Origin of the sequence: Solidesulfovibrio sp. (assembly GCF_029978005.1) — a bacterium.
Classification (GTDB): domain Bacteria; phylum Desulfobacterota; class Desulfovibrionia; order Desulfovibrionales; family Desulfovibrionaceae; genus Solidesulfovibrio.
On the sequence record NZ_JARKOZ010000123.1, the window covers coordinates 1 to 23,920 of the forward strand.

A 23,920-nucleotide genomic window follows, 5' to 3' on the forward strand; every position below is an offset into this window, starting at 1 on the left:
TGTTCGGTCTTGCCGGACCCAGCCCGCATCCGCAGCGTTGCCGCCTGCTCCTCCGTCAACTCAACCTTTACCCGAGCGCCCATCCTGACCTCCTAAACTGGAGGCCAGTATATAGATTTATTTCAAGGACGCAACACTAGAGGGGCATCGTCAAGCATGGCAGCAAGCGGCCACGGCTTGGTGGCCAAAGAACTCCCTGGCCCGAGGTAAAGTCCGCAAGGCCCTGAGGGGCGTAGCCAAAACCGAACCGACCAATACCCCGGACGACGCCCGGGATCTGGACCTGCTCATTGGCGTCCGGGACCTGGACGCCAAGCTCGCCGCCTTCGAGGACCTGAAGGATCCTGCCGTGAATGCCTGGGCCTGGAGCGAACGCCAAACGTCCTGTCAGGCCGCATTCGACCGCTTTTGGCAACGGTTGAATCGAGCGGCCGTCGTTTTTAATGTCCTGATCAAGATACGGGACCTGGACACGAAGCTCTCGACCTATGTCGGGCTGGGGCAGACGACGTGCGGACTCTGGAAAGGAGCGGAGACTAGGGCCGAGGACCTCGTCCTGGCCCGTAAGTTGGGGGAAGGGTTCAAGGACAGCCTCGCCGGTCTCTATGACCGTCCCGAGGCGCTCAAGGCCGGCGTGGAAGCCCTCCAGCAGCTTGTTGGTGAAAATAACCTTCTGCTTTCCCCTTCCGGCGCGGTGGCACGGGCTGGCATCGATTTCGCGGCCAAAGTTGCCCGTATGCGGACCGTCCTTATTACGCTGAATGAGCGACTTGGCAGTGACACAGCTGGTACGCGCCGCCTGGACGCCCGGACTCCCTCTCGGCTTGCTAACTGTTGCCGCGATATCTTGGCACGCCCCCAACTATTGCACCTCTGGTGCGCCTGGAATCGGGTCGTGGAAGAAGCGCATGTCGTCGGGCTGGGTGTGTTGGCCGAAGCCCTGGAAAAAGATTCCATTGCTGCCAAGCAGGCCAGGGAGGCCTTTGCGGTCAATTATTGCCGCTGGTGGCTGCGAGCCGTGGTGGACGGCGATGCCTTGCTCCGACGCTTTGTCTCGGTGGAACACGAACAGGCAATTGAGGATTTCCGTCATCTGGACCGGGTATTGGCCGACCTGGCTAGGGATTGTATTCGGGCCATTGTCCGCAAGGATGTGCCCGAGGCCGAGGAGACCAAACGCGTCTCGGAATGGGGGGTATTGCGCCGTGAAATGGCAAAAAAACGCCGTCACTTGCCCCTGAGGCAGCTTCTCGAACAGTTGCCTACAGCCTTGCCCCGGCTGACGCCCTGTCTCTTGATGAGTCCGCTGTCCATTGCCCAGTACCTGCCGCCAGGCCGAGCCCTGTTCGATCTGGTGGTCTTCGACGAAGCCAGTCAGATTCCGGTATGGGACGCCATCGGTGCCATGGCCCGAGGGAAACAGGTCGTGGTCGTGGGTGACCCCAAACAACTGCCGCCTACCAACTTCTTCAACCGGGCCGAGGACGAGGATGCTGACGATACCGTGGAAATTGGCGGCGACATGGAAAGCATCCTCAACGAGTGCCTGAGCGCCGGCCTGCCCTGCCAACGCCTGAATTGGCACTACCGCAGCCGTCACGAGAGCCTCATCGCCTTCTCCAACCGCCGCTATTACAAGGGCACTCTTGTCACCTTTCCTTCTCCGGTAACCGACGACTGCGCGGTCTCCTTGCATCTGGTAGATCACGGGCAATACGACAAGGGGGGCAGCCGCACGAACCAAATCGAAGCTAAGGCGGTCGTGGCGGATATCGTCAGTCACCTTAAGGACCCAAACTTTGTGGCCAGCGGCAAGTCCGTCGGCGTGGTGACCTTCAACTCGCAGCAGCAAAAGCTGATCGAGGACCTTCTCGACGAGGAGCGTCGCCGAGACACCGAGCTGGAAAGGTTTTTCTCCGAAGATCTGACAGAACCGGTCTTCGTGAAGAATCTGGAAAACGTCCAGGGTGACGAGCGCGACCTGATCTATTTCTCCATCACCTACGGCCCGGACCTGTCTGGCCGGGTGTCCATGAACTTCGGGCCCCTGAACAGAGACGGCGGCGAGCGGCGACTGAATGTGGCCGTCACCCGGGCCAAGTACGGGTTGCGGATTTTTACAAGCCTCTTGCCAGACCAGATCGAGCTGGCGCGCGCGCCGAAGGCCAAGGGAGTGGCCGACCTGAAGGTTTTCCTCGATTATGCCCAGCGTGGCATCAGGGCCTTGGCCGAGGAGACAACCGTTCCACGTGGTGACTTCGATTCGCCTTTTGAGGAAATTGTGGCTGCGGCTCTGTCCCGTCGGGGATGGACGGTTCACCCCCAGGTGGGAGTCTCGGCTTTCCGCGTGGACTTGGGTGTGGTCGATCCCGAACGGCCCGGCCGATATCTGGCTGGCGTTGAGTGCGACGGCGCGACCTACCACCGAGCGGCTACGGCGCGGGATCGTGACTGGCTTCGCGAGCAGGTTCTGCGGGGTCTGGGCTGGAGGATCGTGCGCACCTGGTCCACGGACTGGTGGCACGACGCTGAAACGGCAGCGAAGAACGTCGACACCAAGCTGAGAAAACTCCTTGAGGAAACTCGGGCGGAGCGGGCCAAGGACGAGTTGGAAAGAGCCCGTCAAGAGGCAGCCCGACGTGAAGCACAAAAGACCGCTTCAGACGAAGTGATGGCATCCCCAACGGGTGAAGACGACAACCCGCGCCAGCATGCTGTTTTCCCGTCCCAGACAGCGGACATGGCATCTGAGTCTGCTCCCGAAGCGGCTTATGCCTACCGTAGCGTTGCTCAAGAGACAGGCAGCGCAGCTACTCTGGAGGCGACGACAAGTCCAGACCTCCTGGCCGATGGTCAGGAAGCAGCACTTGCCGCCGCCATCCGGGAAATTGTGGCCGTGGAAGGTCCTATTCGGGGTGATGTCCTGGCCAGGCGCATTGCCAAAAGGTGCGGACTCTACAAGGCCGGCAGCAAGATTCGGGAGAAGGTCCTTAATGTTGCATCTCGGGAATTTACGGGCGTCGCAGAGGAAGACGGTGTCATATTTTTCTGGCCTGCCGGCACTAATCTCGGCCAGTGGGACCGTTTCAGGATGGAGGTGAACGGTGAGTCCCGGTCAGCGGACGAAATCAGTTTGGCCGAGCTCGCCGCACTCGCACGTGTTGTCGCCGCCTCCCTCGCCCCGTCTGAAGACCCTGTAGCAGTCATGGCACGCACCATGGGATTACAACGTCTTCGCACAGTTACTAGAGCCAGGCTTGAACGAGCTTGGGAGACGAGGTGATCGATACCTATTTTGTGATTTATATCGACAAGATATATTGTAAAAGTAAGTATTTTAATTGGATTCAAGTCAATCGTACAGCAGAAATTTGTTGCAATTTTTCCAAGTAAGACTTTGGTCGCAGAAGGAATTGCTTGAGCAGCTATTCTCGACGCACGATAAGCTCGATGAAGATTTGAAGGCCGAATTTACGTTGAAGTGGATATGGACTGTTACTCCTCAAGATCAATAATGATGCTCTCGGAGTTCAATACTGAGAAGTTTGTGGAGGTTCTGCGAACTATTTTTTTAGATTTTCCCGTAAAGAGCGCTGCAATCTGGACAACCCCTGGATAGCCTGGAATCCCCTGGGCACTGTTATTTTTGTTGGGGAGATGCTCTCTTTTTTTAAAAAAGTTCAATAAAATTAGGTGAATAAGACTTCCCTGGCGGCTGCACCTGGAGGATGCTGTGCAGTTGATGAGTCGTCGTGGGGCGAGGCAGGGCAGGGGCCCTGGCCTTTTCCCCTGGGCCGACGCTGCAATATGGATAACCCCTGGAGAACCGTTCCCCTTCGTCGCCAGGCAGGGTATGTCCGGGGGGGTTATCCGATCATCTTAAAAATATTAGTAAATTCAGATGGATGCTGGGTTAAGAATGGCCTTCTAAGCAGACGGCCGCAGGTTCGAATCCTGCCGGGCGCACCAAAAAATAAAATCAAGGGGTTAGGTCGCATTGGGCCTGACCCCTTTTAGCATGTGGATAACCGGGTGGGTAACTTGAAGTAAGGCGGTCGAGCTGCCTGCTTCATCTTTCAGTCCTGCTTGATGCCGCAAGCCGCTAGCCTAAGCATATCGCGGCCCCATCGGGCGTTTGCCCGGTGCATAGCCTCCATGAGGCGTTCTGCTTTTGACGTGGCGGCGTTCCTCGGGGCATCCCATTCAAGAAGGCGGCTCCCCGGTTCAGTCGGTGCCGATCATGCTGTCATAGCCGTGGCGTCATTATATGCCGGGACACGGCTGGGGCACACCTCATTGCAGAGCCCGCGCCAGCGGACCGGGCCTCCCGCCGGCCATGAAGCAGCAGGCTCGTCATGTCCTATTTTCTGGACAGCAGCCAACCGAACAGCAGGCCGGCGAGGCAGGCCCCGCCCATGGCGTAGTATGGTCTCTCGCGGATAACCGCGTCCGTTGCCCGGACTTTTTCAAGAAATCGGCCTTCAGCCCGGCTGACGGCATCCTTTGCGGACTCCAGTCGGCTGGCCAGGGCATCCCGGGCGGACTTGATCCGGGACTCCTGCTCCCCGGCGGTCGCATCGACCAGGGCCTGAGCCTGGTCCAGAAGGTGATGGATTTCTCTGGCCGCGGTCTTCGAAACATCTTGAACAAGAGCCATAAGATACTACTCCCCTTGCATCGAGTTGCAAAGAAAATCCCTTCAAGATCGACTGCAAAATTGAGGGATTTTTCAAACAGTATCACTGGAGAATCCTTTGTGTCGAGGGTCTTCGCCATATTTTGTGCATATCAACAAATATAGATTCCAACGTGCTGCTATTGTTTGGTAAGTTTATTGAGGCGGTGTGGGCTTGTCGATTGTGCAATGCTTGGCTGGTTTTTAGGCACGGCATTGACAAATGGACCTAACTCCTCGGTGAGTCAGGAGATCGACTGAGCGGCAAGGCGTCTCCGGGTTTGGCGACGCGGATGAGCGCCTTGCAGACCTCCCGCGGCATGGGGAAGCCTCCCCCGGGAAGGAAGACCGGTGACGCAAAGACGAGTCGGGGCATCCCAAGCCAACCGGACGATTCTCCTGCCCTGCGCGGCCCCGCCCTTCGGGTGGGGGAGCCCCGGGTTCATCCCGGGCCTTGCCAGCCAATGCGAATCCCTACGAATCATGCTTCGCCCAGACTCTTTGGGATTAACTTGCCGACAAACGGCTTTTCTGCTGGCAAAATTTCAAAGGATGAGTATAACAGTTTTTGTATGGATTTCTGTTTCTCCATGCAATTGCGCAAAACAAGTATGTTTTCTGCAGTGCCATACCCAACCTTGCAGCAAGCATAGACTGTGACCATGAAGAATCATCCTGAGAATGATGCCGAAAGATTGAGGGCCGTCATCGAGACTGTTGGCAGTATTATGAACTCGATATCTGGCCCCCTGGCGCTCCTGAATTCCGATCTCGTCATCGTCAAAGCCAACGTATCGTTTTGTCATACGTTTGGCCTGCCGCAGAACAAGGCAGAAGGAACATCAATACTCGATTTTGGCCAGAGTGATGGCGAACGCAAGCGACTCAAGGAGTTATTGGATCGTGTCCTGAAAGGAAAAGCACAATTTCAGTCCATTGATGTTCCTTATTATGCCAAAGGATCTGGTCATAAAATCATCCATTTGAGTGCAAATGTCGTTCACAAAACAGAAAACTGTTTGCATCTCATCATTGTTTCTGTGGATGATTTGACGTATATAGAGCAACTTAAAGAAGACAGCCTGACAATATCCAAAAAAATTTGCTTGAGCGTTGCTGCATCACAGGAAGAATCAGAGAAAAGACAAGCTTCTTCCGATGCGGCGTTTGCAGAAATTAAAAAGCTTAAGGATCAGCTCGAAGCCGAGCGAGCCTATTTGCAGGACGAGATCAAACTGGAATACAATCATGACGATATTGTCGGCAAAAGCGATGCCGTCAAAAGTGTCTTCTATAAGGTCGAAATGATCGCCGGGACAGACACCAACGTCCTGGTCCTGGGCGAAACAGGCACGGGCAAGGAACTGGTGGCCCGGGCCATTCACAGCCTGAGCCTGCGCAAGGACCGCGCCCTGGTCAAAATGAACTGCGCCGCCTTGCCTTCCAATCTGATTGAAAGTGAACTTTTCGGCCATGAAAAAGGCGCTTTCACTGGCGCGTATTCCAAGCGATTGGGCCGTTTCGAGGTGGCCAACGGCGCCACCCTGTTCCTGGATGAAATCGGCGAACTGCCCCTGGAACTCCAGCCCAAGCTGCTTCGTGTAATACAAAACGGCGAGTTCGAACGACTCGGCAGTTCCAGCACCATCAAGGTGGATGTCAGGATCATTGCCGCCACCAATCGCGATCTCGAAGAGGAAGTGCGGAAAGGCCATTTTCGCGACGACCTTTGGTACAGACTCAATATCTTCCCCATCACGGTGCCCCCGCTTCGCGAACGCACCGAAGACATACCACTTCTTGTGGACTACTTTGTCAAAAAAATTGCCAAACGGCTTGGCAAATCAATCGAATTCATACCACTCAATGTCATGGACGCCTTGCAGAACTATCACTGGCCAGGAAACATCCGTGAACTGGAAAATGTCCTTGAGCGCGGCGTCATCAATTCTTCAGGACCGAAACTGCGACTCATTGATGAGCTCAAGAAACCCTTTAAATCCCTGCCCAGCAACCAGAGGACCCTGGAAGCGGTCGAACGGGAATACATACTGCTGGTGCTTGCCCAGACCAACTGGAAAGTCGGCGGCAAGGACAGCGCCGCCGAAATACTTGGACTCGACAGAAGCACCTTGCGCGCCCGTATGCGCAAGCTCAATATCCATAAGCCATGACGCCGCATCCTCCCGTCCTTCCGGTTCCTTGCCCTGGCCCGTGCCGACGCGCGCACGTGATGGTTGCAACGTCGCCTGTCGCGGCGTCGCCCTGTCTTGGGGCCCCCACCCGCAGGCAGCGCCACCTTGCCGTTGGGGCACACCATGACACGCCCCCCTGGCCCGCCCGACGCTGATCCTGCCGGACCGTCGGCATTTGGCGCAAAGGCGGCAAAGATCCTGCGCGTTCGGCGGGCCATCAGAAGAAAGGACAAAGACAATGAAAAGCGCAGCAAACCTTATGAAGCGCATCCGTTCGATGCCGCTCCGCGGGCTTGCCGGGGCGCTGGCCGCAGCCGTCTGCCTGACCGGGGCCTTTTTCCACACTCCGGCCGCCCTGGCCGCCACAACGCCCTTCACCCTGGAAAATGTGGAGCAGGCCGCCAGGGAACTGGCCGCGGTTCCTTTCCAGGCGCCGCCGCCCATTCCGGAAGCCCTGCGCAACCTCGATTATGACGCCTGGCGGAAAATCCGCTTCAGGCCCGACCACGCCTTCTGGGCCAAAAGCGCCTCGCCCTACCAGCTCCAGTTCTTTCATCCGGGCTTTCTCTACGACCGCACCGTCAAGCTGCATGTCGTCGACGGCAACACGGTCGTCTCCCTGCCCGTGACCAAGGACATGTTCGATTACAGCCAGGTCAAGGAACTTCCGGAAAAGCTTCCGGCGGAAATCGGGGCTGCCGGCTTCCGCGTCCATACCGCCATCAATACCAAGGCCTATCTCGACGAGTTCGTCGTCTTCCTGGGCGCCTCCTACTTCCGCGCCGTGGCCAAGGGTCAGGTCTACGGCCTGTCGGCCCGGGGACTGGCGATCAACACCGCCGAAGCCGTGGGCGAGGAGTTCCCCTGGTTCCGCGAATTCTGGATCGTCAAGCCGACCCCGGGCAACGCCGCCAAAGGCCTGACCGTCTACGCCCTCCTGGACAGCCCCAGCCTGGCCGGGGCCTTTGCCTTCACCATCATGCCCGGCCGGGAAACCGTCATGGACGTCGCCTCCCGGATCTACCTGCGGACTCCGGTCAAGAAGCTCGGCATCGCCCCCCTGACCAGCATGTTCCTGTATGGCGAAAATTCCCTGCCGAGCGCCGCATGGACTGGCGGCCCGAGGTGCATGATTTCGACGGCCTGCTGCTCCATTTCGCAAGCGGCGAATGGCTCTGACGACCGGCCCAGAATCCCGCCAATCTCCTGGTCGGCAGTTTTGAAGCGGATGCCGTCAAAGGCTTCGGGCTGCTCCATCGCGACACGGATTTCAACAGCTACCAGGATACCGAGGCCCGCTACGAGAAGCGCCCGAGCCTTTGGATCGAGCCGCGCGGCAACTGGGGAGCGGGGCGGGTGGAGATGGTGCTGATCCCGTCCGAGCAGGAAATCCACGACAATGTCGTGGCCTATTTCAGCCCCAAGGAACAGGCTGCGCCAGGGACAGCCATGCGTTTTGACTACCGCATGCGCTGGCTGGACGCCCCCGGCGGACTGCCGCCCGGGGTGCGGACCACAGCCACCCGGTCCTCCCAGCCCGACAAGAACAGCCGCCAGTTTGTCATTGACTTCGCGGGCGGCAAGCTGCCCGCCCTCAAGGCGGACGCCAAGGCCGAAGCGGTCGTCAGCGTCGGCCCGGGAGCCACGCTCCTTGAGCAGCAGTGTTTCCGCAATCCCGTCACCGGCGGCTTTCGCTTGACATTTAAAATCGGTTTCGACGGCGGCTCCACCTTGCAAGGCATCCTGCCGGAAAAACGCGGTCCCATCGAGCTGCGGGCGTTTTTGAAGTTCGAAGACAAAAGCGTCAGCGAGACCTGGAGCTACGCCGTAACGCCGGGGAAATCATGAGCCGGGGCGCGATTCCCCCGCCCGACCAGGCAAAGCCCTGGCTCGACGGACTGGGGGCGCGGCTGGTCGCCTATGCGCGCCGGCTCCCCCTGTCCGAGGCGGCCCGGCTGGAGACGGCCCTGGACACCCTGGGCAGGCTCCCGGTCGGACCCGGCGATCCCGACACGGCGATCCGGCTGGCCATGACCGATCTGATGACGCGCCTTGACGCCCCGCGTCCCGATCCCGAACTGCGTCCCACGCCGGTCCTTTTGCGTACGCCCATGGCCCCGGAAGCCATGGGGCTGCGGGTCTGGCGCAAGGCCGTGGCCAAGGCCGTGGGCAAGCCGCCTCCTCGGGAGGGACATGCCCCCAAAAGCTCCACGGCGCCCCGCGCAGCTTCCAACCAGGCCTGGAGCGCCGTCGCCGGCCGTCGCCGCGTCGTGCTCGCCTTTCTCGTTTTCCTGCCGACCGCGTTCGCGGTTCTGCGCATGGCCTCGGTCCTGCCCCACGAAGGCGGCACGGTGCTGGAAAAAATGCTGCTGGCGGTCTTCGCCATGCTCTTTGCCTGGATTTCCGTCGGGTTCTGGACGGCCATGGCCGGCTTCGCCACCCTGGTCAAACGCTTCGACCGCTTTGCCGTCACCCGGCCCCGGCCATCGGATATGCCGCCCCGGCCGGATGCGCGCACGGCCATCGTGTTCCCGGTCTACGGCGAGGACATGGACCGGGTCACGGCCGGCATCGAAGCCGTCTACCGCTCCCTCGAGCGCGACGCCGACATCGGCCGGTACGATTTCTTCATCTTGAGCGACACCCGTGACCCGGAAGCCTGGGCCGAGGAGGAAGTGGCTTGGGCCGCACTGCGGGAGCGTCTGGACGCCCCGGAGCGCGTCTTCTACCGCCGTCGCCGGGTCAACACCAAGATGAAAAGCGGCAACATCGCGGACTTCTGCCGCCGCTTCGGCGCGCACTACATCTACATGCTGGTCATGGACGCCGACAGCGTCATGAGCGGCGAAACCATCGCGCGCATGGTGGCCGTCATGGAAGCCCGGCGGGAAGTGGGCATCCTGCAGTCAGTCCCGGCCATTGTCGGGCGCGAGACCTTTCTGGCCAGACTGCAGCAGTTCGCCAGCCACCTCTACGGGCCCATGTTCTCGGCGGGCCTGGGCTTTTGGCTCCTGGGCGACGCCCAATTCTGGGGCCACAACGCGCTCATTCGCATCCGTCCCTTCATGCGCCACTGCGCCCTGCCCCGGCTGTCCGGCAAGCCGCCCCTTGGCGGCGAAATATCCAGCCACGACTTCGTCGAGACGGCGCTTATGCGCCGGGCCGGCTGGAGCGTCTGGCTGGCCTATGATCTGCCCGGGAGCTACGAGGAAGCGCCGCCCAACCTGCTGGCCGAACTGGCCCGGGACCGGCGGTGGTGCAAGGGCAACATGCAGCATCTGCGGCTGGTCTTCACCCGCGGCTTCATTCCGGTCCACCGGGCCTTGTTCCTAAACGGCGTCATGGCCTATGGTTCGGCCCTGTTGTGGTTCCTTTTCCTGGCCGTCTCCACGGCCGAGGCCATCATCGAGTCCCTGACGCCGCCCACCTATTTTCCGCCAACGCGCACGCTTTTTCCCGACTGGCCGATCTGGGAGCCGTGGTGGGCCTTGAGCCTGCTGGCCACCACCGGCGTGCTGCTTTTCCTGCCAAAGGCGTTTGCCGCCCTGCTCGTCCTGTTCAAGGGCCGTCTCCGGTTGTTCGGCGGCTTCTGGCGACTGCTTGGCAGCATGGCCATCGAGGTGTTCGTTTCCTCGCTCCTGGCTCCCATCCGGATGCTTTTCCACAGCAAGTTCGTCAGCATCACTCTGCTTGGCCGGGAGACCACCTGGGGCCGGCAGGCGCGCGACGATCGCTCGACGGCCTGGTCCGACGCCATCCGCTTCCATCTCGGCGGCACGCTTTTGGCCGCGCTGTGGGCCGGCACGCTCTTCCTGTACAACCGGGAATTCTTCTGGTGGGTGTGCCCCGTTTTCGGGCCGCTGCTCCTGGCCGTTCCCCTGTCCGTGGTCACGAGCCTGCCAAGCCTTGGCCGGTGGCTCAAACGCCTCGGGCTGCTGCTTATTCCCGAAGAAGTGGACCCGCCGCGCGAACTGGCGGAGCTGGCGGCCTTTCATGAGCGAAACGCCCTGGCTGCCAGGCCCCTGGGCATTCCCCGGGAACGCGGCGTGGCCCTGGCCGTGGTGGACCCGGCCGCCTGCGGCAGGCGTCTGGCCCTGCTTGGCCGACCGTCCCGGACGGCGCGCGTTGACGCCACGGTGCGCCAGGCGTTGGTGGACAAGGCCCTGGACCTTGGCCCGGCCGGCCTCACCCGAGCGGAAAAATCGGCCCTGCTCGAGGATCCCGCCGCCTTGACGGCCGTCCACCGCGCGCTGTGGCGGCTTCCCGAGCATGCCTTGCGGGAGCGGTGGTTTGCGAGTTGGCGCTAAGTCTCTTGCCCGGCTCCTCCGGCAGCACCGCCCCAAACGATCGCCAAGAGCGGCGACGCCCTGGCTGTTTGACGCCTTCTCCCTCCCTTGACCTGACGGCGCAAGCCCGGTCCGGCCGGACAGGTTCTTCCTGCGCCGTTTGCTTCCTCTTGCCCGAAGTGCGGTTGAACAAGCGCTGACATCCCGCCGCGCCGGTCCGTACATGGCCTTTGCCTCGCAGCGGCATCCGGCCCCGGATCACGAGAGCCGCCTTGTCGGGTTCATCCGGCGTTCGCCCGCAGCAGGTCTTCGGAGTCACGGACGGGATGGAAGGCCAGCCCGACTGCGCCATTCTCCTTTTCGTCGAGGCCTCAGTGTCCCCTGCCACTGGACGCGCCTTTATATGCGTCGGCGGTCATATATGACCTTTGGTCAAATATGGCCGCATTCCCGTGGCAGACCGTGGAGAAGCTCGGCAAGTTGATCTTAATTGTCTCGACAAAACAGGGGGCTGTGCATTTATGAAAATAAAAAAGGACGTGGCACGCTAATTGTATTGAGTTTATCGAAAGCAGCGAATGGTGCTGTTGAAGAGTTGCACGGCTTCTGGGGATGCTGGCGCATGAAACATAAGACTTGCACTGGCAGTTTGGTAGTGGCCGCAATAATTGTTGCCATGTCGAGTGGCAGATCGTTTGCCTCAGGCGAGGATGATCATATTGTTGCAATGGCTAAGCAGTCATTCGTCTTTGAAACATATCTTGGGAACGACGGCATTACTGTGACTGCAAACGACGGGGTGGCACCCTGACCGGGACCGTCTCCGATGAGTCCGACAAGACGCTGGCCAAGGAAATCGTGATTGGCCTGCCCGGAGTCAAAAGCGTCGACAACCAATTGGCGCTGCGCGGAGATGGCCAAGACTCTTATTCGGAAGCATGGCTCATTACGAAAGTAAAAGCAACACTGCTGTATCATCGTAGCATCAACGACACAGCCACCGAGGTGTCCGCAGCCGATGGCGTAGTGTCTTTGTGTGTCAAAGCCACAAGCACGGAGAAAAAGGATTTGACGACAGAATATGCCATGGATGTAGACGGATTCAAAAGAGTTCTCAATGAAATGGCCGTGAAAACGGCTCAGGAAATCCAAGATAAGCAGATAAAGGGTGACAAACTGATCGGAGAAAAGACCATGGGCAGGAGATGGATGTTATGAACGGAGCGATCGACGACGCCTTCATCAGTGCCCTGGTCAAGACGACCCTGCTTTTGCACCGCTCGACCAACGCTCTCAACGCAACAGTGAATACGAAAGACGGCGTGGTCGCAGTGGAGGCAAGGTGCTCAATGCCGCGGAAAAAGATTTGGCGACGAAACTGGTGCGCGACGTCCGCGGCGTCAGGAGGGTGGTGAACAATATGACCGTCGCCGGGAGGACCAAGACGGCCGAGATCGGCAGCAGCGGCAACTCGTCCGATGAGGCGGCCATCGCCCCAACGTCATGGCAGGGAGCATTGGCGGCCCGGCGCGCAAAGTGTCCCGGTCACCCTCCGGTTGCCAAGGAGCAGTCGTGCGACCTGGCTGCATCGTGGGCTCAAGCTTGGCCGTGAAGCAAGCAGTGAATGAGGCGGCCGCAGTGAAAGGTGTCAAGTCGGTAACAAACAATCTGATGACGAGATAGCGATTCAGCTATAACGGAAATACGGGGAAAACACCATGTCAATAGGAACTATTCTTCTTATTGTCCTTATCCTTGTTCTTCTTGGTATGATACCAGCATGGCCGCATAGCCGGTCGTGGGGTTATGGCCCAAGCGGGATCGTAGGCACAATAATAATTGTTCTTCTGATATTGCTCTTGATGGGCAAGCTTTAGGCGTCCTCAGATGCGACAGCTTGGATTCGCAAGAATGCAGGCTGGTGTTTATAAATAATGGAACAGCTCAACCAAAATACATTTCAGGAGCGTATTCATGAAGTCCAGCACAAAAAACATTGCTGAGGGCAAGTTGCACCAGGCCAAGGGCAAGGTCAAGGAGGTCGTCGGGGCTGCCATAAACAATCACGACCTGGAGATCGAGGGGAAGGGCGAAAATCTCGATGGCAAGATACAGGAAAAGATCGGCAAAATCGAGAAAGACATCGAGAAATAGACCAGCCGTCAGGGCCGTGCCCCCTCCCTTGGATGGCCGTAAGCCGCCTGGAGGAGCACGGCCCGCAACGCCGTCGAAGGGGGAGCCGGGGATAGTCCTGGCCCCGGGACGAAACTTCCTCTGGCAAGGCGGCGCTTCGCATCCCATCGGCAACGCCATGAACGCACACAGCCCGCCGCTGATCCTGGCACTCGCGACAATCCTGCTTGCGACGCCAACTCCGGGGTTTGCGCAAGTCAGAACGGATCGGTCACGACATGAGAGCAGGGGAAACGACGATACGACAACGCCCGTCCGCGTCCAGCGTATCGGCAGGACAGATATATACCATTTTGAAAACGCTGCATCCGTCTATTTCTTCGAGGCAAAAATGGTCATTAACGCCGACGGTGCGCCCAAAGCCTATCACAGGGACACGGGGCGCGGCGTCGACCATCTCGCCAACGCGGGCAGCACGGGCAACTGGTGGGGAATCGTCACCGATACGGGCGATTCTGGCGGCAACCCCATCCTGCAAGGCGCAGGCGATCCCGCTCCTGGTTTCTATGTCTCGGGAACTGCCCTGCAGGACAGCACCAAGTCCAACGGCGACCAGAACCGATATGTGAATTCAGAAACAGTTCCATTCTATGTTCTGCCAAGAAGAATACATCTTCCGGTAAAAATAGGCGATTTCGGATTTGTGATCAACCAAAGAAACAACGCCAGTTCCGGATGCATCTTCGCCGATATCGGCCCTGAAGACCGCATCGGCGAGGGCTCCATCGCTCTGGCCAAAGCCCTAGGCATCCAGAGCGACCCGAAAGCTAAAGGTTCAGAGGATACGTATGTCTATGTCATCTTCTCCAACAGTGCCATGGGTTGGCCGCTTGATCTGGAGTTCATCAACGTACACGCCAAGGCGCTGTTCGAAAAATGGGGAGGTATGGAGCGATTGCAACAGGTCCTGCCTCTGGCCGTGATGTGTGCAGGCAAGCGTTACAAATGGAAGAATTACGATAGTGTGCATTCAAAGCCGAGACAGTATGTTGATCGATAGATATTTGGCCTGAGAAGATCGTCCAATGCATTTATAAATTCTATGCGAGCTTGAGGCGCGATGCAAACAGAAAATATGGTGCAAGAATATTGAACGGACAATACGGAACACTCTAACATTTAAATATGGAGGAAGCTATGATAAAGCAAAACTTCTTGTTACCCATGTTTATAGCTGCATTCATTTTCATCGGGGCCGACGCCGGCTTTGCGCAAAAGCAAGCGGACCATCCCGCTCCGGATGTCGACGGCGAGATCTGGATGAAATCGTCCGACCTGGAAAAGAAGGCGTTCCTGTATGGAGCGGGAAGCGCCCTTGTCCTGGAATACCATCTCCGTCAGAAGCACGGGCAAGATGCATCAAGGCTCGTCAAAGGATGGGTTGACGGACTCAAGGACATGAGTTGGTCGGATTTGTCCAATCATGTCGACGACTATTACAGGCAGAATCCAGACAAGATGCAGAGGAATGTGTTCGATGTCATCTGGCATGAAGTCATAGCCAAAAACCAGAAGAACTGAGGACACCATCATGCAATCCATAGCGATCTCGACACTTATTCTCCTGTTTCTGAGTCTCTCCGCCTGTACGCGCATGACGCCCACCCAGCAGGGGGCCCTCTCCGGTGCGGCCATTGGCGCTGGCGCGGGCGTTGGCATCAGCGCTTTGGCCGGCGGCAACCTTGGGGTCGGAGCGTTGGTCGGCGGCGCACTGGGCGGCGTTGCCGGAGGACTCTACGGCAACGAACAGGAACAACGCGACAGAGCGGCGCAAAATGTCCGTAACCAAGATAAAGCCAACAGCATCAAGAAGCACCAGCGGGATATGCGTAAAAGACAAATCAACCAATTCAACAAACAAGAAAACAACAGCGCCAAGAATTATTGATTCCCGCTGCGTCGCATTTGAGCTGGATTCGCCCGCTCTCCCGCGGCCTGCCTGTAATACCGCCGGAAACGGGCCCAGCCTCCGCTTGGTCATGCGCTGAGAGAGCGGGGCATTCGATGTTGAAAAAAATGGATATATCTTGAGAATTCTCCGCTCTCGGGCATATCGACCAACATGACCTCGTCGCCCGAGACAGCCATGGGGGGGCGCTTCAGCCCCGGGCTGCCTCGGCCGCGACCTCGGTCATCACCCAGCAGCGCAGGACCTCGGCCACGCTCCAGGCCTGGGCGATGCAGCCTCGGGCCAGATAGGGCGGCTCGGCATCGAACACCTCGTTGATGGATCCGACGCAGGCCGCGTCCAGATTGCTCATGAGACCGGTCAGAAATCCCCGGGCCTCGCCTTGCCGACCCGGATGGAGCTTGAGCCAGGCCTCCACGTAGGGGCCGATGAGCCAGGCCCAGACCGTGCCCTGGTGGTAGGCGGCGTCCCTGGAACGCAGATCGCCGTAATACTTGGCCTTGTAATCCGGATGCCCGGGAGCCAGGGAGCGCAGCCCCACGGGCGTCAGCAGTTCCCTGGTCACCACCTCCATCACCGACGGCCACCGGGACGCGTCCAGAACGGGATGATCCAGGGAAATGGCCAGCACCTGATTGGGACGGCAGGCCGCGTCGTCGCGACCGTCCTCGCCGTCGACCACGTCGTAGAGATAGCCGCCCGATGCGTGCCAGAAGCGGGCGTTGAACGCGTCCCGGACCTGGTCGGCCCGCTGGCCGATGTCCTCGGCGGCCGGGGCGTCGCCGGATTGCGTGAGCCAGCCCTGCAGCAGACGCAGGGCGTTGTACCACAAGGCGTTTATTTCCACGGCCTTGCCGCGTCTGGGCGTGACCACCCAGTCATCCACTTTGGCGTCCATCCAGGTCAGCTGGTAGCCCGGGGCTCCCTGGCGCAGCAGACCGTCGCCAGGGTCCATGCCGATGCCGAAATCCGTGCCCCTCATGTGCTTTTCGATGATGTCCCGAAATTTGGGAAGCAACAGCCGCAAGGTGGCCTGGTCATTGGTCGCGCCCAGGTAGCGGTGGAAGGCGTGGAAAAACCACAAGGTCGCGTCGGCGGTATGATACAGCCCGTCCTTCTCTCCTTCGGGAAACATGTTGGGAATAAGTCCGTTTCGGACGTATTCGGCGAAAGTCCGCAAAATCCAGCCGGCTTCGTTGATGCGCCCGGTCAGCAGGGTCAGCCCTTCGAGGCTGATCATGGTGTCGCGGCCCCAATCGGTGAACCAGTGATACCCGGCGATAATCGTGCGCACGTCGTCGCCGGCGGCCTTGGCCCGCACGACGGCCTGGATGCGTCCCACCGGCGTGATCAGAAACTGGTCCGCCGCCAGGACCAACTGAGCGGCAGGGCCGCTTTTCAGGGCCGGCGCGGCCAGACGCAGCAGGCTGTCGCGGCGTTCGGACTCGGACCGGTAGGCCGACTCCGGGGACTGGGCCTGGATGGCTTCCCAGCTTTCCGTGGAGGCCACCAGGGTGGTCTCCTGGCCCAGCGTCAGATCGGTGCGGAAGTAGCCGGGGCTCCACAGCGACCCCTTCCAGGCGTAGCCCCGGTTGCGCTCCGTGCGGTAGGGAATGGCCGCCGTCACCTTGCCGTCGCAGGTAAACGCTGTGGCTTGGCCGTGCAGCTGCAGGCGCAGGACGGGATACTGCGGCTCCCCGGTGATCTCGAACTGGTCTTTGTAGACCGACAGCCGATAGGCGGCCGAGGGCTCCGGGCAGACCAGGGCGTCGTGGGAACGAAACTGCATGGCCGGGCGCAGGTTCAACCGCAACATTCCCTCGCCGCGCAGCAGTCGGTAGGTCACATGAACGGTATTTTGCTGGTAGGGCATGAGCAGCCGCTTTTCCAGGACAAAACCGTCGATTTCATAGAGCCAGACCGGCAGGCCGTGGTCCAGGCGAAAGGCGGTCAGAGGGTAGACGTTTTCCGGGGCGACGCCGGCCAGCTCTTCCGCGCCGGTATGGACCACCCGGCGGCAGGGCAGGCGCAGGCGCTCGGACAGGCCGTTGAGCATCATCACCCGGCCCAGGGGATTGGGCAGGGCCGCCACCAGCAGGCCGTGATAGCGCCGGGTGATGGTTCCGGTCACGGTTCCCGAGGCATAGCCGCCAAGGCCGTTGGTGACCAGCCATTCCCGCAGCAGATGCGGGTCCTGGCCGGGGGTCGTCTCATGGTGGTCAGTCATCCTTACGTTTCTCCCAGGGGGCCGGGCGCAGGGCCACGGCGGCATGGCCCGGAATGCGCCAGTTGTCCTTGGTGTCGAGAGGGGGCGTCCCGGTGCCGCCATAGCGCGGGTCCTCGCTCGACCACAGAATCTGCCAGGCGTGGCCGACCGGCGGAGCCAGCAGCGGCTCCGGGGCCGAGATCAGGTGCAGATCCCGCCCGAGATTGACCAGCAGCAGCCGGTCGTCGTCGCCCTCGCCAAAAAACCGCAGCAGCAGACATTCGTCCGCCAAGACCGAGCCGTCCAGGCCGCCTGGTTTCTGGGCGGCAAAGACGGTGTCTTCACGGCGTAGCCGCAGCAGATCCTTGTGCAGATCGTAGATCGGGCGGTTACGCTCGCGCTCGCTGAAATCCAGCTTGCAGTGGGCAAAGACCTCCGGATCGCCGGGATCCGGTGCGTGGGCCCGCATCTCCCGGGTGGCCAGGCTGCGAAATTGCTGCAATGCCTTGGCCCGCCCTTTCCGGACCAGCCGGGCCAGTTCCGGTTCGTGGTCGGAAAAGAAATGAAAGGGGGCCGAAGCGCCGAATTCCTGTCCCTGGAAGAGCATGGGAGTGCACGGGGCCAGCAGCAACAGCGCGGTCATGGCCCGCAGACGGCCGGGACTGGTCAGAAACTGGATCCGTTCGCCGCGTCCGGAATTGGCGATCTGGTCGTGATTTTGGATATAAACGACGAAGTGCGCCGGCGCCAGATGCAGGCACGGCGTGCCGCGACGCTGTTTCTGCCAGGCATAGCGTTGTCCCTGGTAGAGATAGCCGTATTTGAGCATGGACAGAAATTCCTGCGCTCTCCCCGCATAGTCCGAATAATAGGCTTCGCTGCGCCCGGTCAGGGCGACCGTGGCGGCGTGGTGGAAATCGTCGTTCCACAGGCCGTCCAGGCCGCTGCCGCCCTCTGCGGCCGGGCGTGCCAGATTTGCGTCCTGGGATTCGTTTTCAGCCACGACAATGGTCTTGCGACCGCCTGCCGCCTGCCGCACCCGCCTCACTATGGCGGTTACGATGTATTCCGGCGAATCGTCGAAGATCTGCTGGGTGGCGTCCAGGCGCAGGCCGTCGATGTGGTATTCCGCGACCCAATAAGCGGCGTTGATCAGGAAAAATTCCCGCACCGGTCCGGAATGTTCGCCATCGAAATTGATGGCCTGCCCCCATTCGTTTTCATACTTGCTGGTGAAAAAGTCGGCCGCGAACTCGCTGAGATAATTCCCGCTTGGCCCCACATGGTTATAGACCACGTCCAGGATCACTCCCAGGCCGCAGTGATGGGCCTCGTCCACGAAACGGCGCAAATCATCCGGTTCCCCGTAGATTCCAACCGGTGCAAAGAGACCGACTCCGTCGTAGCCCCAGCCGAAATGGCCGGGAAAATCCGCCACCGGCATGAGTTCGACGACAGTGACGCCGCACGCCGCCAGTTCGGCCAGTTCCCGCCCGGCCGCAGCCCAGGTGCCTTCCTGGGTGAACGTCCCGATGTGCATTTCATAGATGATCTGGCCTTCGATGCCGACTCCGGGCCAGTGGCCGTCACGCCAGGGAAAGGCGGCTGGATCCACCACCTGGGACGGCCCATGGGGACCGTCCGGCTGGAAGCGCGAGGCCGGATCGGGAAAGGCGTCCTGGCCGCTCAAGCGGTAGCGATACCGGGTGCCGGCGGCGGCCTGGGGCGCCAGGACGGCGTGGTACCCGTCGTCCTGCAGGGCCATGGGGATTTCCCTCGTCGCGCCCGGCCCGGACTCGAGGACAACGGCAACCGACCGATGCCGGGGAGCCCAAAGGCGAAAATGGACCCCGCCGCCGGGCAGGATTTCGGCTCCGATGGGGAAGCGCCGTGTTGGCATAACGTTCATGTAGTTGCTCGCAGGTTTTTCCCAGCCCCCTAAAGCGACATAACAACAGGGCTGGCTCTTTGGATCAACACCATTATTACAGGCCAGAGTTCCAAAGCGTCAATGCGGATTTTGCAAAAGTAGGGGCCTGTCAGCCCTGTCTTCGGCCGCATCCCCCCAGGGAAGGGGGCAAACTCTTGAGTCTACGCCAATATTCCCATTTCTTGCAACGCAAATATCGCCAGCCAGTATTTTCAAAACGCTTGAGAGCAGACAATCTGCGGTCATATATCACCAATGGTGATATATGACCGCAGATTGGGACCGCTTATTGGAGGCTTCCGTTCCTGGTGATATAAAATTAATTAATGATATAGATAGAATAATCCTGACTGACCAGAACGCTTTTGCATGGCACGGAACATGAAATGAAGAAAGAGTGTTTTACGAAATCCAAGTGTGTCCATGGGAACGGGCGTCCTCCTGGACTGGCTCCGGACAAAAGGCGCCGGCCTCCAGGACATCTGCTCCAGCTAGAGGCCAGCGGCTTTGGGCGGCAGTGGCCTGCAGCGGGATGCCACTTGGATACTAACTGTAACCGAGGAGTTCTTCATGTCTGTTGCGCCTAAGATTCTTATCGTTGCCATGGCACTGTCCCTGAGCCTGATTGCCGGTGCGGCCCTTGCGCAAACACCGCCGGTCGTCGGCACCATCGGTATCACCAGTGAGGAAAGCAAACTGCTCGCCAAGGGCTGGAGCATCAAGAAGGACATCCTGGGCAAGGACGTCTACAACGATGCCAATGCAAAAGTCGGTGTTGTCGAGGACATCGTTGTGACGCCAGACAAGGCAATGTCTTATGCCATCGTCAGCACCGGCGGCTTCCTGGGCATGGCCAAGCATGACGTCGTCATCCCGGTCAACCAGTTCAAGATAAAGGATGCCCGCGTCTCTTTGCCAGGAGCCACCAAGGAATCCGTCAAGGCGATGCCAGAATTCAAGTACGCCGACTAACCGTTTCACCAGATGCCCCTGGCCAGCGTCCAGCCAGGGGCATCTTGCTGGGATGTTGCAACGACGTCCAAAACAGGCTGCTCTTTTTACGCAACACCTGCCTTTACGACATGCCCCATGCGCACTGACAATCAGGCCATGGCATACGCGGATTCCTCAAGTCGAATGAGTCCGAAAAGGATGACAACCATCTGCCCGTTCAGGGGAATGCTTATGACTACCAGCTTGACCAGTACACTGGCCAGAATCCTGCTTATCGCTTCGTTGCTGCTGCTCGGCACGGCATGCCAGCCCCAAAACAGACGGTACGAAACCTCTTTCCGTCAGGAGGGGTACGTTCCAGAATCAACCAGCGTCAGGAGATTTGTCCGAACCGATTCACAACAAGACTATTACGTCGATAGCAGGGGCGGAATGCACCTCGTGACCAGACAGGTGGCGCAACCGATCAGTCCGAACGGCATTCTTTACTATGTTGAAGACGACGATCGACCCTATTCCCTTGATGAGAACCAGAGGCTCTACACTCGGGACCAGTCCGGTCGCATGTATTATATCGAAGACGTAAGGCCTGGGCGGAGCGTTGAATCCCAAGTCATTGTCTACGAAAGGGCGCCCTACAGGGATATGATGCCGGCTTATTCGCAAGAGTCATGCGCCAGCCAGTACGAAAAGTGCATGTCCGGCTGCCAAGGCTTGTCTCGCCGGGAAGCGTATACGTACCAGACATGCGTCAATAATTGCGAGACCATCAGAAGCGGCTGCAGCGGACGCTAGGTCGCGGAGATATTTATCGTAGCCCGCAAATCCTCCGGCTCCCCTGGCCAATGGTCGTTGCCAGCCGCGGCTGGATGCGACGCGGCAGAGGGGACGAAAGGATGGCGGCTGACGCCAAGAGCCGGAGTGAAGGTGGTAGCAGGCGCTCAAGAAAACCGCTTGGCGTGGGTGGCGGAGGCATGGACCTCGTCGGCGATCTGGGCGTTGTCGTCAAGGCCGAGCAGCAGCAGACACTGGTGCTCGACCGGCAAAACGGCAAGCAGCGCCTGATCCAGCAGGCCCACGCCGCAGGAGACCGGCAGCGCCTTCCTGGGGTCGGCCGCCAGCCAGGCGGCGCAAAACGTGCCGGGACTCCCGGACGTCGTCGACTCCTTCCTCGTCGCAGTCGCTGGACTCGGCCCACTCCAGGCCGATGCTGCCCGGAAACGCGTCGCATATGTCACGCGCGTCGTGGCCTGGATGAGCGACGGGGCATTCTTTTCGGCCTCCTCGAAAAGTCCCCGGTACGAACTCGCCAGCCGGACATGCACGCCGTTGGCCGTGGTCATGGTGGGCAGCCTGATGCCAAATCCCTCGGCCTCGCCGCGGGCCATGAGGGCGTGGGCGGCGAGCCGGGCGGCCTCGGTCTTGCCCGCGGCGTTCGTATTCACGAAGAGGCAACGGCTTGGCCCGCTTTCCGATCAGGCCACCGCCCCGGCGTGTGGGCCGGGAGCGGCGTCGGGGCGCATTCCTTCTCGATATGCGGCAGCAGCTCGTGAAGGCCGCGCTCACGTCGCGCCGCCTCGGACAGCGGATTCCACATGGAGCCCAGTCGCCTGGTGTGCACGTTCTCGTGGCTCGTCTGGGGGGAAATGAAACGGCCGGACGACTGGCCGTCGCCCGGCCTCGGGACGTCGGAAGGTCAGAAGATGTTGTTGGTGTTGACCCAGCCATACATGTTGAGGCTCGGCACATGCACCAAGGCCCAGCCTTCGAGGTCGTTGACCAGGATCTCAACCGGGGTTCCGAGCGGCATCTTGGCCAGGACGCCGCAATACAGCCCTTCGCAGTTGCGAAGGGGCAGGTCGGTCATGCTGGCCCGGGCCGTCGCCTGAGGGGTCAACGTCCAGGCCTCGGCCAATATGGCCTGCTGCTGCGAACTCATGACCATGGGCGGGGTCCCCATGGGAGTCCTCGCTGGATTTTGCTGCATGCTTTGCGGCGCCATCTGGGCCTGGGCCACGGCGGTGAAAGCAACGATCAAGGCCGACAAGAGCATAAGGGCAAACATCAGAAAGACGAGGCGGGTATTCATAACAACTCCTTCATGTTGAGCCGCGCCGGCCTGCGGGCGGCAGTGTCGATCCTGCTCCCCGAGGGAGAGGACCCCACGCTATTTTCGTTATACTCCTCAATTCTTGTCCGTCAACGTCTATTGTTCCAATTTCCGACTTCAAACGTATCCGGCAGGCCGGATTTTAAACAACAGTAAGCAATTGTTGATGAAATTGAAGTCGTGGCGAACATATAGGATTTAATCTTTTTATTCCCGCGGGTGATAGTCATGCATCCATGCTGCAAAGCTGTTTCCGCCTTTGGTCGAGGCAAAAGTGTGGCCATGCATTCCCATGAGCCGTTCCATGCCTTGGCATGACGTCCGGTGTATGATTGTCGTTGAGCCCAATCTGCGGGAGGCCATGGCCGCCATCGGGCAGGCGACGTCAAGGGGACGGGCTGTTTTTGCCTGACCCCTTGTCCGTGCGGATGACCGGGCAGGATGACCTGGAGCCGGATTGATAAAAAATCTAAGAAGTTAAGCGAGATGTTGGATGGAAAACAGGATGCGGGGCTCGACGCTGGGGCGAAGAGCGAAAGCTGTCGGCAACAAGGGGGGGGCCGGGGCGGGGAGGCCCGCAACAATTCAGGGGGAGTCAAAAACTGACGCTGACTCCCACCTCGCCGCCGTAGCTGACGGTTTGCGAATCAAAGGCCATGGCCGAGGCCGAGCCCCGCACCATCACCCGTTCGCTGATCTTGTAGGAAGTGCCCACGCAGGCCGTGGCCCAGTCGGATTTCACCGGGGCGGCGGCCATGAAGTAGGCCGGGGCAGTGGTCGAAGTGAGGGCGTCCTTGACCTTGCGGCCCGCCGACGGAGGCCAGATAGTTCTGGATCTGCTGATCGGTGGCCACGTTCGTCAGCGCAGACACGCCGGAAAGAGCGGGGTCGTTGTCGGAAGCGCGCAGCGGCGCGGAAAAGGCCCCGCCGTTGGCGAAGTTGAAACCGCCGCCTCCAATGGGCCTGCCGTTCAGGCCGAACCGCGCCGCCAGCATCGTGGAATTCATCACGCCTGGCCCGACGAACGCACCGCTGGCTCCGGCCGCCACGGCGGCGGCGATTCCGCATCCTGTGTCGCACTGCCTGTCGTATTGTAGCGGAAGTAGCCGCTGTCCAAGGTGCTGTCGCCGAACCCTGCATATTGGTTGAACAATCCGGTCGCGCCGGACGACACGGGCCTGCTGAGGACCGCGATAGAAAGGAATGCGACAGCCAGGGCGAAGCGCTTTATTTTCATGAGGGCGCTGTCCTTGGATCACTGTTTGCGAGTGATCTTGCTTCAGAGCCATCATGCGCCCTGATTTGTAACACGCGCTGACTGGATAAATATAAGAACTATCGTGGCACGGCAAACAGTTATCAGATACGGTCGACTCAAAAGACGGTTCTTTGCGTCATGGATTCGTCTGAAAATCAAGTCTGTTGTTGTCGCCCTGATGCTCCGAATAGAGTCAAATACGAC

20 protein-coding genes and 1 pseudogene are annotated in these 23,920 nt (G+C 59.7%); 13 read left to right on the forward strand and 8 right to left on the reverse strand.

Annotated elements, in window-relative coordinates; all coding sequences use genetic code 11:
• Nucleotides 1-349: 349 nt before the first annotated feature.
• Nucleotides 350-3,283, forward strand: coding sequence for a DUF3320 domain-containing protein (locus Q1K70_RS14035; protein WP_300160805.1), 2,934 nt, complete (start codon nt 350-352; stop codon nt 3,281-3,283).
• Nucleotides 3,284-4,076: 793 nt separating this feature from the next.
• Here Q1K70_RS14035 and Q1K70_RS14040 read toward each other — a convergent pair.
• Complete coding sequence (locus tag Q1K70_RS14040; RefSeq protein ID WP_300160901.1) at nt 4,077-4,157, reverse strand: DUF4113 domain-containing protein; 81 nt, start codon at nt 4,155-4,157, stop codon at nt 4,077-4,079.
• Nucleotides 4,158-4,360: 203 nt separating this feature from the next.
• Nucleotides 4,361-4,657, reverse strand: a complete 297-nt coding sequence (locus Q1K70_RS14045; protein ID WP_300160807.1) for a hypothetical protein — start codon at nt 4,655-4,657, stop codon at nt 4,361-4,363.
• A gap of 680 nt (nt 4,658-5,337) precedes the next feature.
• Here Q1K70_RS14045 and Q1K70_RS14050 point away from each other — a divergent pair.
• The 11 genes and pseudogenes from Q1K70_RS14050 (at nt 5,338) to Q1K70_RS22165 (ending at nt 15,237) form a co-directional block, all read left to right on the forward strand.
• A complete protein-coding gene (locus tag Q1K70_RS14050) occupies nt 5,338-6,849 on the forward strand; it encodes a sigma 54-interacting transcriptional regulator (RefSeq protein ID WP_300160903.1) in 1,512 nt (503 codons plus the stop codon).
• Nucleotides 6,850-7,147: 298 nt separating this feature from the next.
• Nucleotides 7,148-7,903, forward strand: a pseudogene (locus Q1K70_RS14055) (glucan biosynthesis protein); the annotation flags it as partial.
• A gap of 173 nt (nt 7,904-8,076) precedes the next feature.
• A complete protein-coding gene (locus Q1K70_RS14060; RefSeq protein ID WP_300160905.1) occupies nt 8,077-8,718 on the forward strand; it encodes a glucan biosynthesis protein in 642 nt (213 codons plus the stop codon).
• Nucleotides 8,715-11,177, forward strand: coding sequence for a glucans biosynthesis glucosyltransferase MdoH (gene mdoH, locus Q1K70_RS14065; protein ID WP_300160809.1), 2,463 nt, complete (start codon nt 8,715-8,717; stop codon nt 11,175-11,177). Before Q1K70_RS14060 ends, mdoH begins: the two co-directional genes overlap by 4 nt.
• Nucleotides 11,178-11,963: 786 nt before the next feature.
• Nucleotides 11,964-12,374 carry a BON domain-containing protein gene (locus Q1K70_RS14070; RefSeq protein ID WP_300160907.1) on the forward strand — a complete coding sequence of 137 codons (411 nt, stop codon included), beginning with the start codon at nt 11,964-11,966 and terminating at the stop codon, nt 12,372-12,374.
• A 124-nt stretch (nt 12,375-12,498) separates the two neighbouring features.
• A complete protein-coding gene (locus tag Q1K70_RS14075; protein ID WP_300160811.1) occupies nt 12,499-12,768 on the forward strand; it encodes a BON domain-containing protein in 270 nt (89 codons plus the stop codon).
• Between the two features lie 112 nt (nt 12,769-12,880).
• The gene (locus Q1K70_RS14080) at nt 12,881-13,033 is read left to right on the forward strand and encodes a DUF3309 family protein (protein WP_366521708.1); all 153 of its coding nucleotides are present in this window, start codon (nt 12,881-12,883) and stop codon (nt 13,031-13,033) included.
• A gap of 97 nt (nt 13,034-13,130) precedes the next feature.
• Complete coding sequence (locus tag Q1K70_RS14085) at nt 13,131-13,310, forward strand: CsbD family protein (RefSeq protein WP_300160815.1); 180 nt, start codon at nt 13,131-13,133, stop codon at nt 13,308-13,310.
• A gap of 157 nt (nt 13,311-13,467) precedes the next feature.
• A complete protein-coding gene (locus Q1K70_RS14090) occupies nt 13,468-14,349 on the forward strand; it encodes a glycoside hydrolase family 75 protein (RefSeq protein WP_300160817.1) in 882 nt (293 codons plus the stop codon).
• A 137-nt stretch (nt 14,350-14,486) separates the two neighbouring features.
• Nucleotides 14,487-14,870: a hypothetical protein gene (locus Q1K70_RS14095; RefSeq protein ID WP_300160819.1), complete on the forward strand. Its 384-nt coding sequence runs from the start codon at nt 14,487-14,489 to the stop codon at nt 14,868-14,870.
• Between the two features lie 10 nt (nt 14,871-14,880).
• Nucleotides 14,881-15,237 carry a hypothetical protein gene (locus Q1K70_RS22165; RefSeq protein WP_366521707.1) on the forward strand — a complete coding sequence of 119 codons (357 nt, stop codon included), beginning with the start codon at nt 14,881-14,883 and terminating at the stop codon, nt 15,235-15,237.
• Nucleotides 15,238-15,448: 211 nt separating this feature from the next.
• Here the strand turns inward: Q1K70_RS22165 and Q1K70_RS14105 are convergent, their stop codons facing one another.
• The gene (locus Q1K70_RS14105) at nt 15,449-17,485 is read right to left on the reverse strand and encodes an amylo-alpha-1,6-glucosidase (RefSeq protein WP_300160821.1); all 2,037 of its coding nucleotides are present in this window, start codon (nt 17,483-17,485) and stop codon (nt 15,449-15,451) included.
• The gene (gene treZ, locus Q1K70_RS14110; protein WP_300160823.1) at nt 17,478-19,373 is read right to left on the reverse strand and encodes a malto-oligosyltrehalose trehalohydrolase; all 1,896 of its coding nucleotides are present in this window, start codon (nt 19,371-19,373) and stop codon (nt 17,478-17,480) included. Before treZ ends, Q1K70_RS14105 begins: the two co-directional genes overlap by 8 nt.
• A 591-nt stretch (nt 19,374-19,964) precedes the next feature.
• On the opposite strand from treZ, the gene Q1K70_RS14115 reads away from it, so the two are divergent.
• A complete protein-coding gene (locus Q1K70_RS14115) occupies nt 19,965-20,366 on the forward strand; it encodes a PRC-barrel domain-containing protein (RefSeq protein ID WP_300160825.1) in 402 nt (133 codons plus the stop codon).
• Between the two features lie 923 nt (nt 20,367-21,289).
• Here the strand turns inward: Q1K70_RS14115 and Q1K70_RS14120 are convergent.
• The 4 genes from Q1K70_RS14120 to Q1K70_RS14135 all read right to left on the reverse strand — a co-directional run bounded on the left by Q1K70_RS14120 (nt 21,290) and on the right by Q1K70_RS14135 (nt 23,695).
• Nucleotides 21,290-21,793 carry a hypothetical protein gene (locus tag Q1K70_RS14120; protein WP_300160827.1) on the reverse strand — a complete coding sequence of 168 codons (504 nt, stop codon included), beginning with the start codon at nt 21,791-21,793 and terminating at the stop codon, nt 21,290-21,292.
• Nucleotides 21,794-22,044: 251 nt separating this feature from the next.
• Nucleotides 22,045-22,437: an SH3 domain-containing protein gene (locus tag Q1K70_RS14125; protein WP_300160829.1), complete on the reverse strand. Its 393-nt coding sequence runs from the start codon at nt 22,435-22,437 to the stop codon at nt 22,045-22,047.
• Nucleotides 22,438-23,053: 616 nt separating this feature from the next.
• Complete coding sequence (locus Q1K70_RS14130) at nt 23,054-23,215, reverse strand: hypothetical protein (RefSeq protein ID WP_300160831.1); 162 nt, start codon at nt 23,213-23,215, stop codon at nt 23,054-23,056.
• Between the two features lie 249 nt (nt 23,216-23,464).
• The gene (locus Q1K70_RS14135; RefSeq protein ID WP_300160832.1) at nt 23,465-23,695 is read right to left on the reverse strand and encodes a hypothetical protein; all 231 of its coding nucleotides are present in this window, start codon (nt 23,693-23,695) and stop codon (nt 23,465-23,467) included.
• Nucleotides 23,696-23,920 lie beyond the last annotated feature (225 nt).

Bases quoted from the DNA above. Each gene is read 5' to 3' on its own strand.
- Q1K70_RS14040 (WP_300160901.1), bottom strand. From the start codon at position 4,157: ATGGAGGCTATGCACCGGGCAAACGCCCGATGGGGCCGCGATATGCTT.
- Q1K70_RS14045 (WP_300160807.1), bottom strand. From the start codon at position 4,657: ATGGCTCTTGTTCAAGATGTTTCGAAGACCGCGGCCAGAGAAATCCAT.
- Q1K70_RS14050 (WP_300160903.1), top strand. From the start codon at position 5,338: ATGAAGAATCATCCTGAGAATGATGCCGAAAGATTGAGGGCCGTCATC.
- mdoH (WP_300160809.1), top strand. From the start codon at position 8,715: ATGAGCCGGGGCGCGATTCCCCCGCCCGACCAGGCAAAGCCCTGGCTC.
- Q1K70_RS14085 (WP_300160815.1), top strand. From the start codon at position 13,131: ATGAAGTCCAGCACAAAAAACATTGCTGAGGGCAAGTTGCACCAGGCC.
- Q1K70_RS14090 (WP_300160817.1), top strand. From the start codon at position 13,468: ATGAACGCACACAGCCCGCCGCTGATCCTGGCACTCGCGACAATCCTG.
- Q1K70_RS14095 (WP_300160819.1), top strand. From the start codon at position 14,487: ATGATAAAGCAAAACTTCTTGTTACCCATGTTTATAGCTGCATTCATT.
- Q1K70_RS22165 (WP_366521707.1), top strand. From the start codon at position 14,881: ATGCAATCCATAGCGATCTCGACACTTATTCTCCTGTTTCTGAGTCTC.
- Q1K70_RS14105 (WP_300160821.1), bottom strand. From the start codon at position 17,485: ATGACTGACCACCATGAGACGACCCCCGGCCAGGACCCGCATCTGCTG.
- treZ (WP_300160823.1), bottom strand. From the start codon at position 19,373: ATGAACGTTATGCCAACACGGCGCTTCCCCATCGGAGCCGAAATCCTG.
- Q1K70_RS14115 (WP_300160825.1), top strand. From the start codon at position 19,965: ATGTCTGTTGCGCCTAAGATTCTTATCGTTGCCATGGCACTGTCCCTG.
- Q1K70_RS14125 (WP_300160829.1), bottom strand. From the start codon at position 22,437: ATGAATACCCGCCTCGTCTTTCTGATGTTTGCCCTTATGCTCTTGTCG.
- Q1K70_RS14130 (WP_300160831.1), bottom strand. From the start codon at position 23,215: ATGGCCGCCGCCCCGGTGAAATCCGACTGGGCCACGGCCTGCGTGGGC.
- Q1K70_RS14135 (WP_300160832.1), bottom strand. From the start codon at position 23,695: ATGAAAATAAAGCGCTTCGCCCTGGCTGTCGCATTCCTTTCTATCGCG.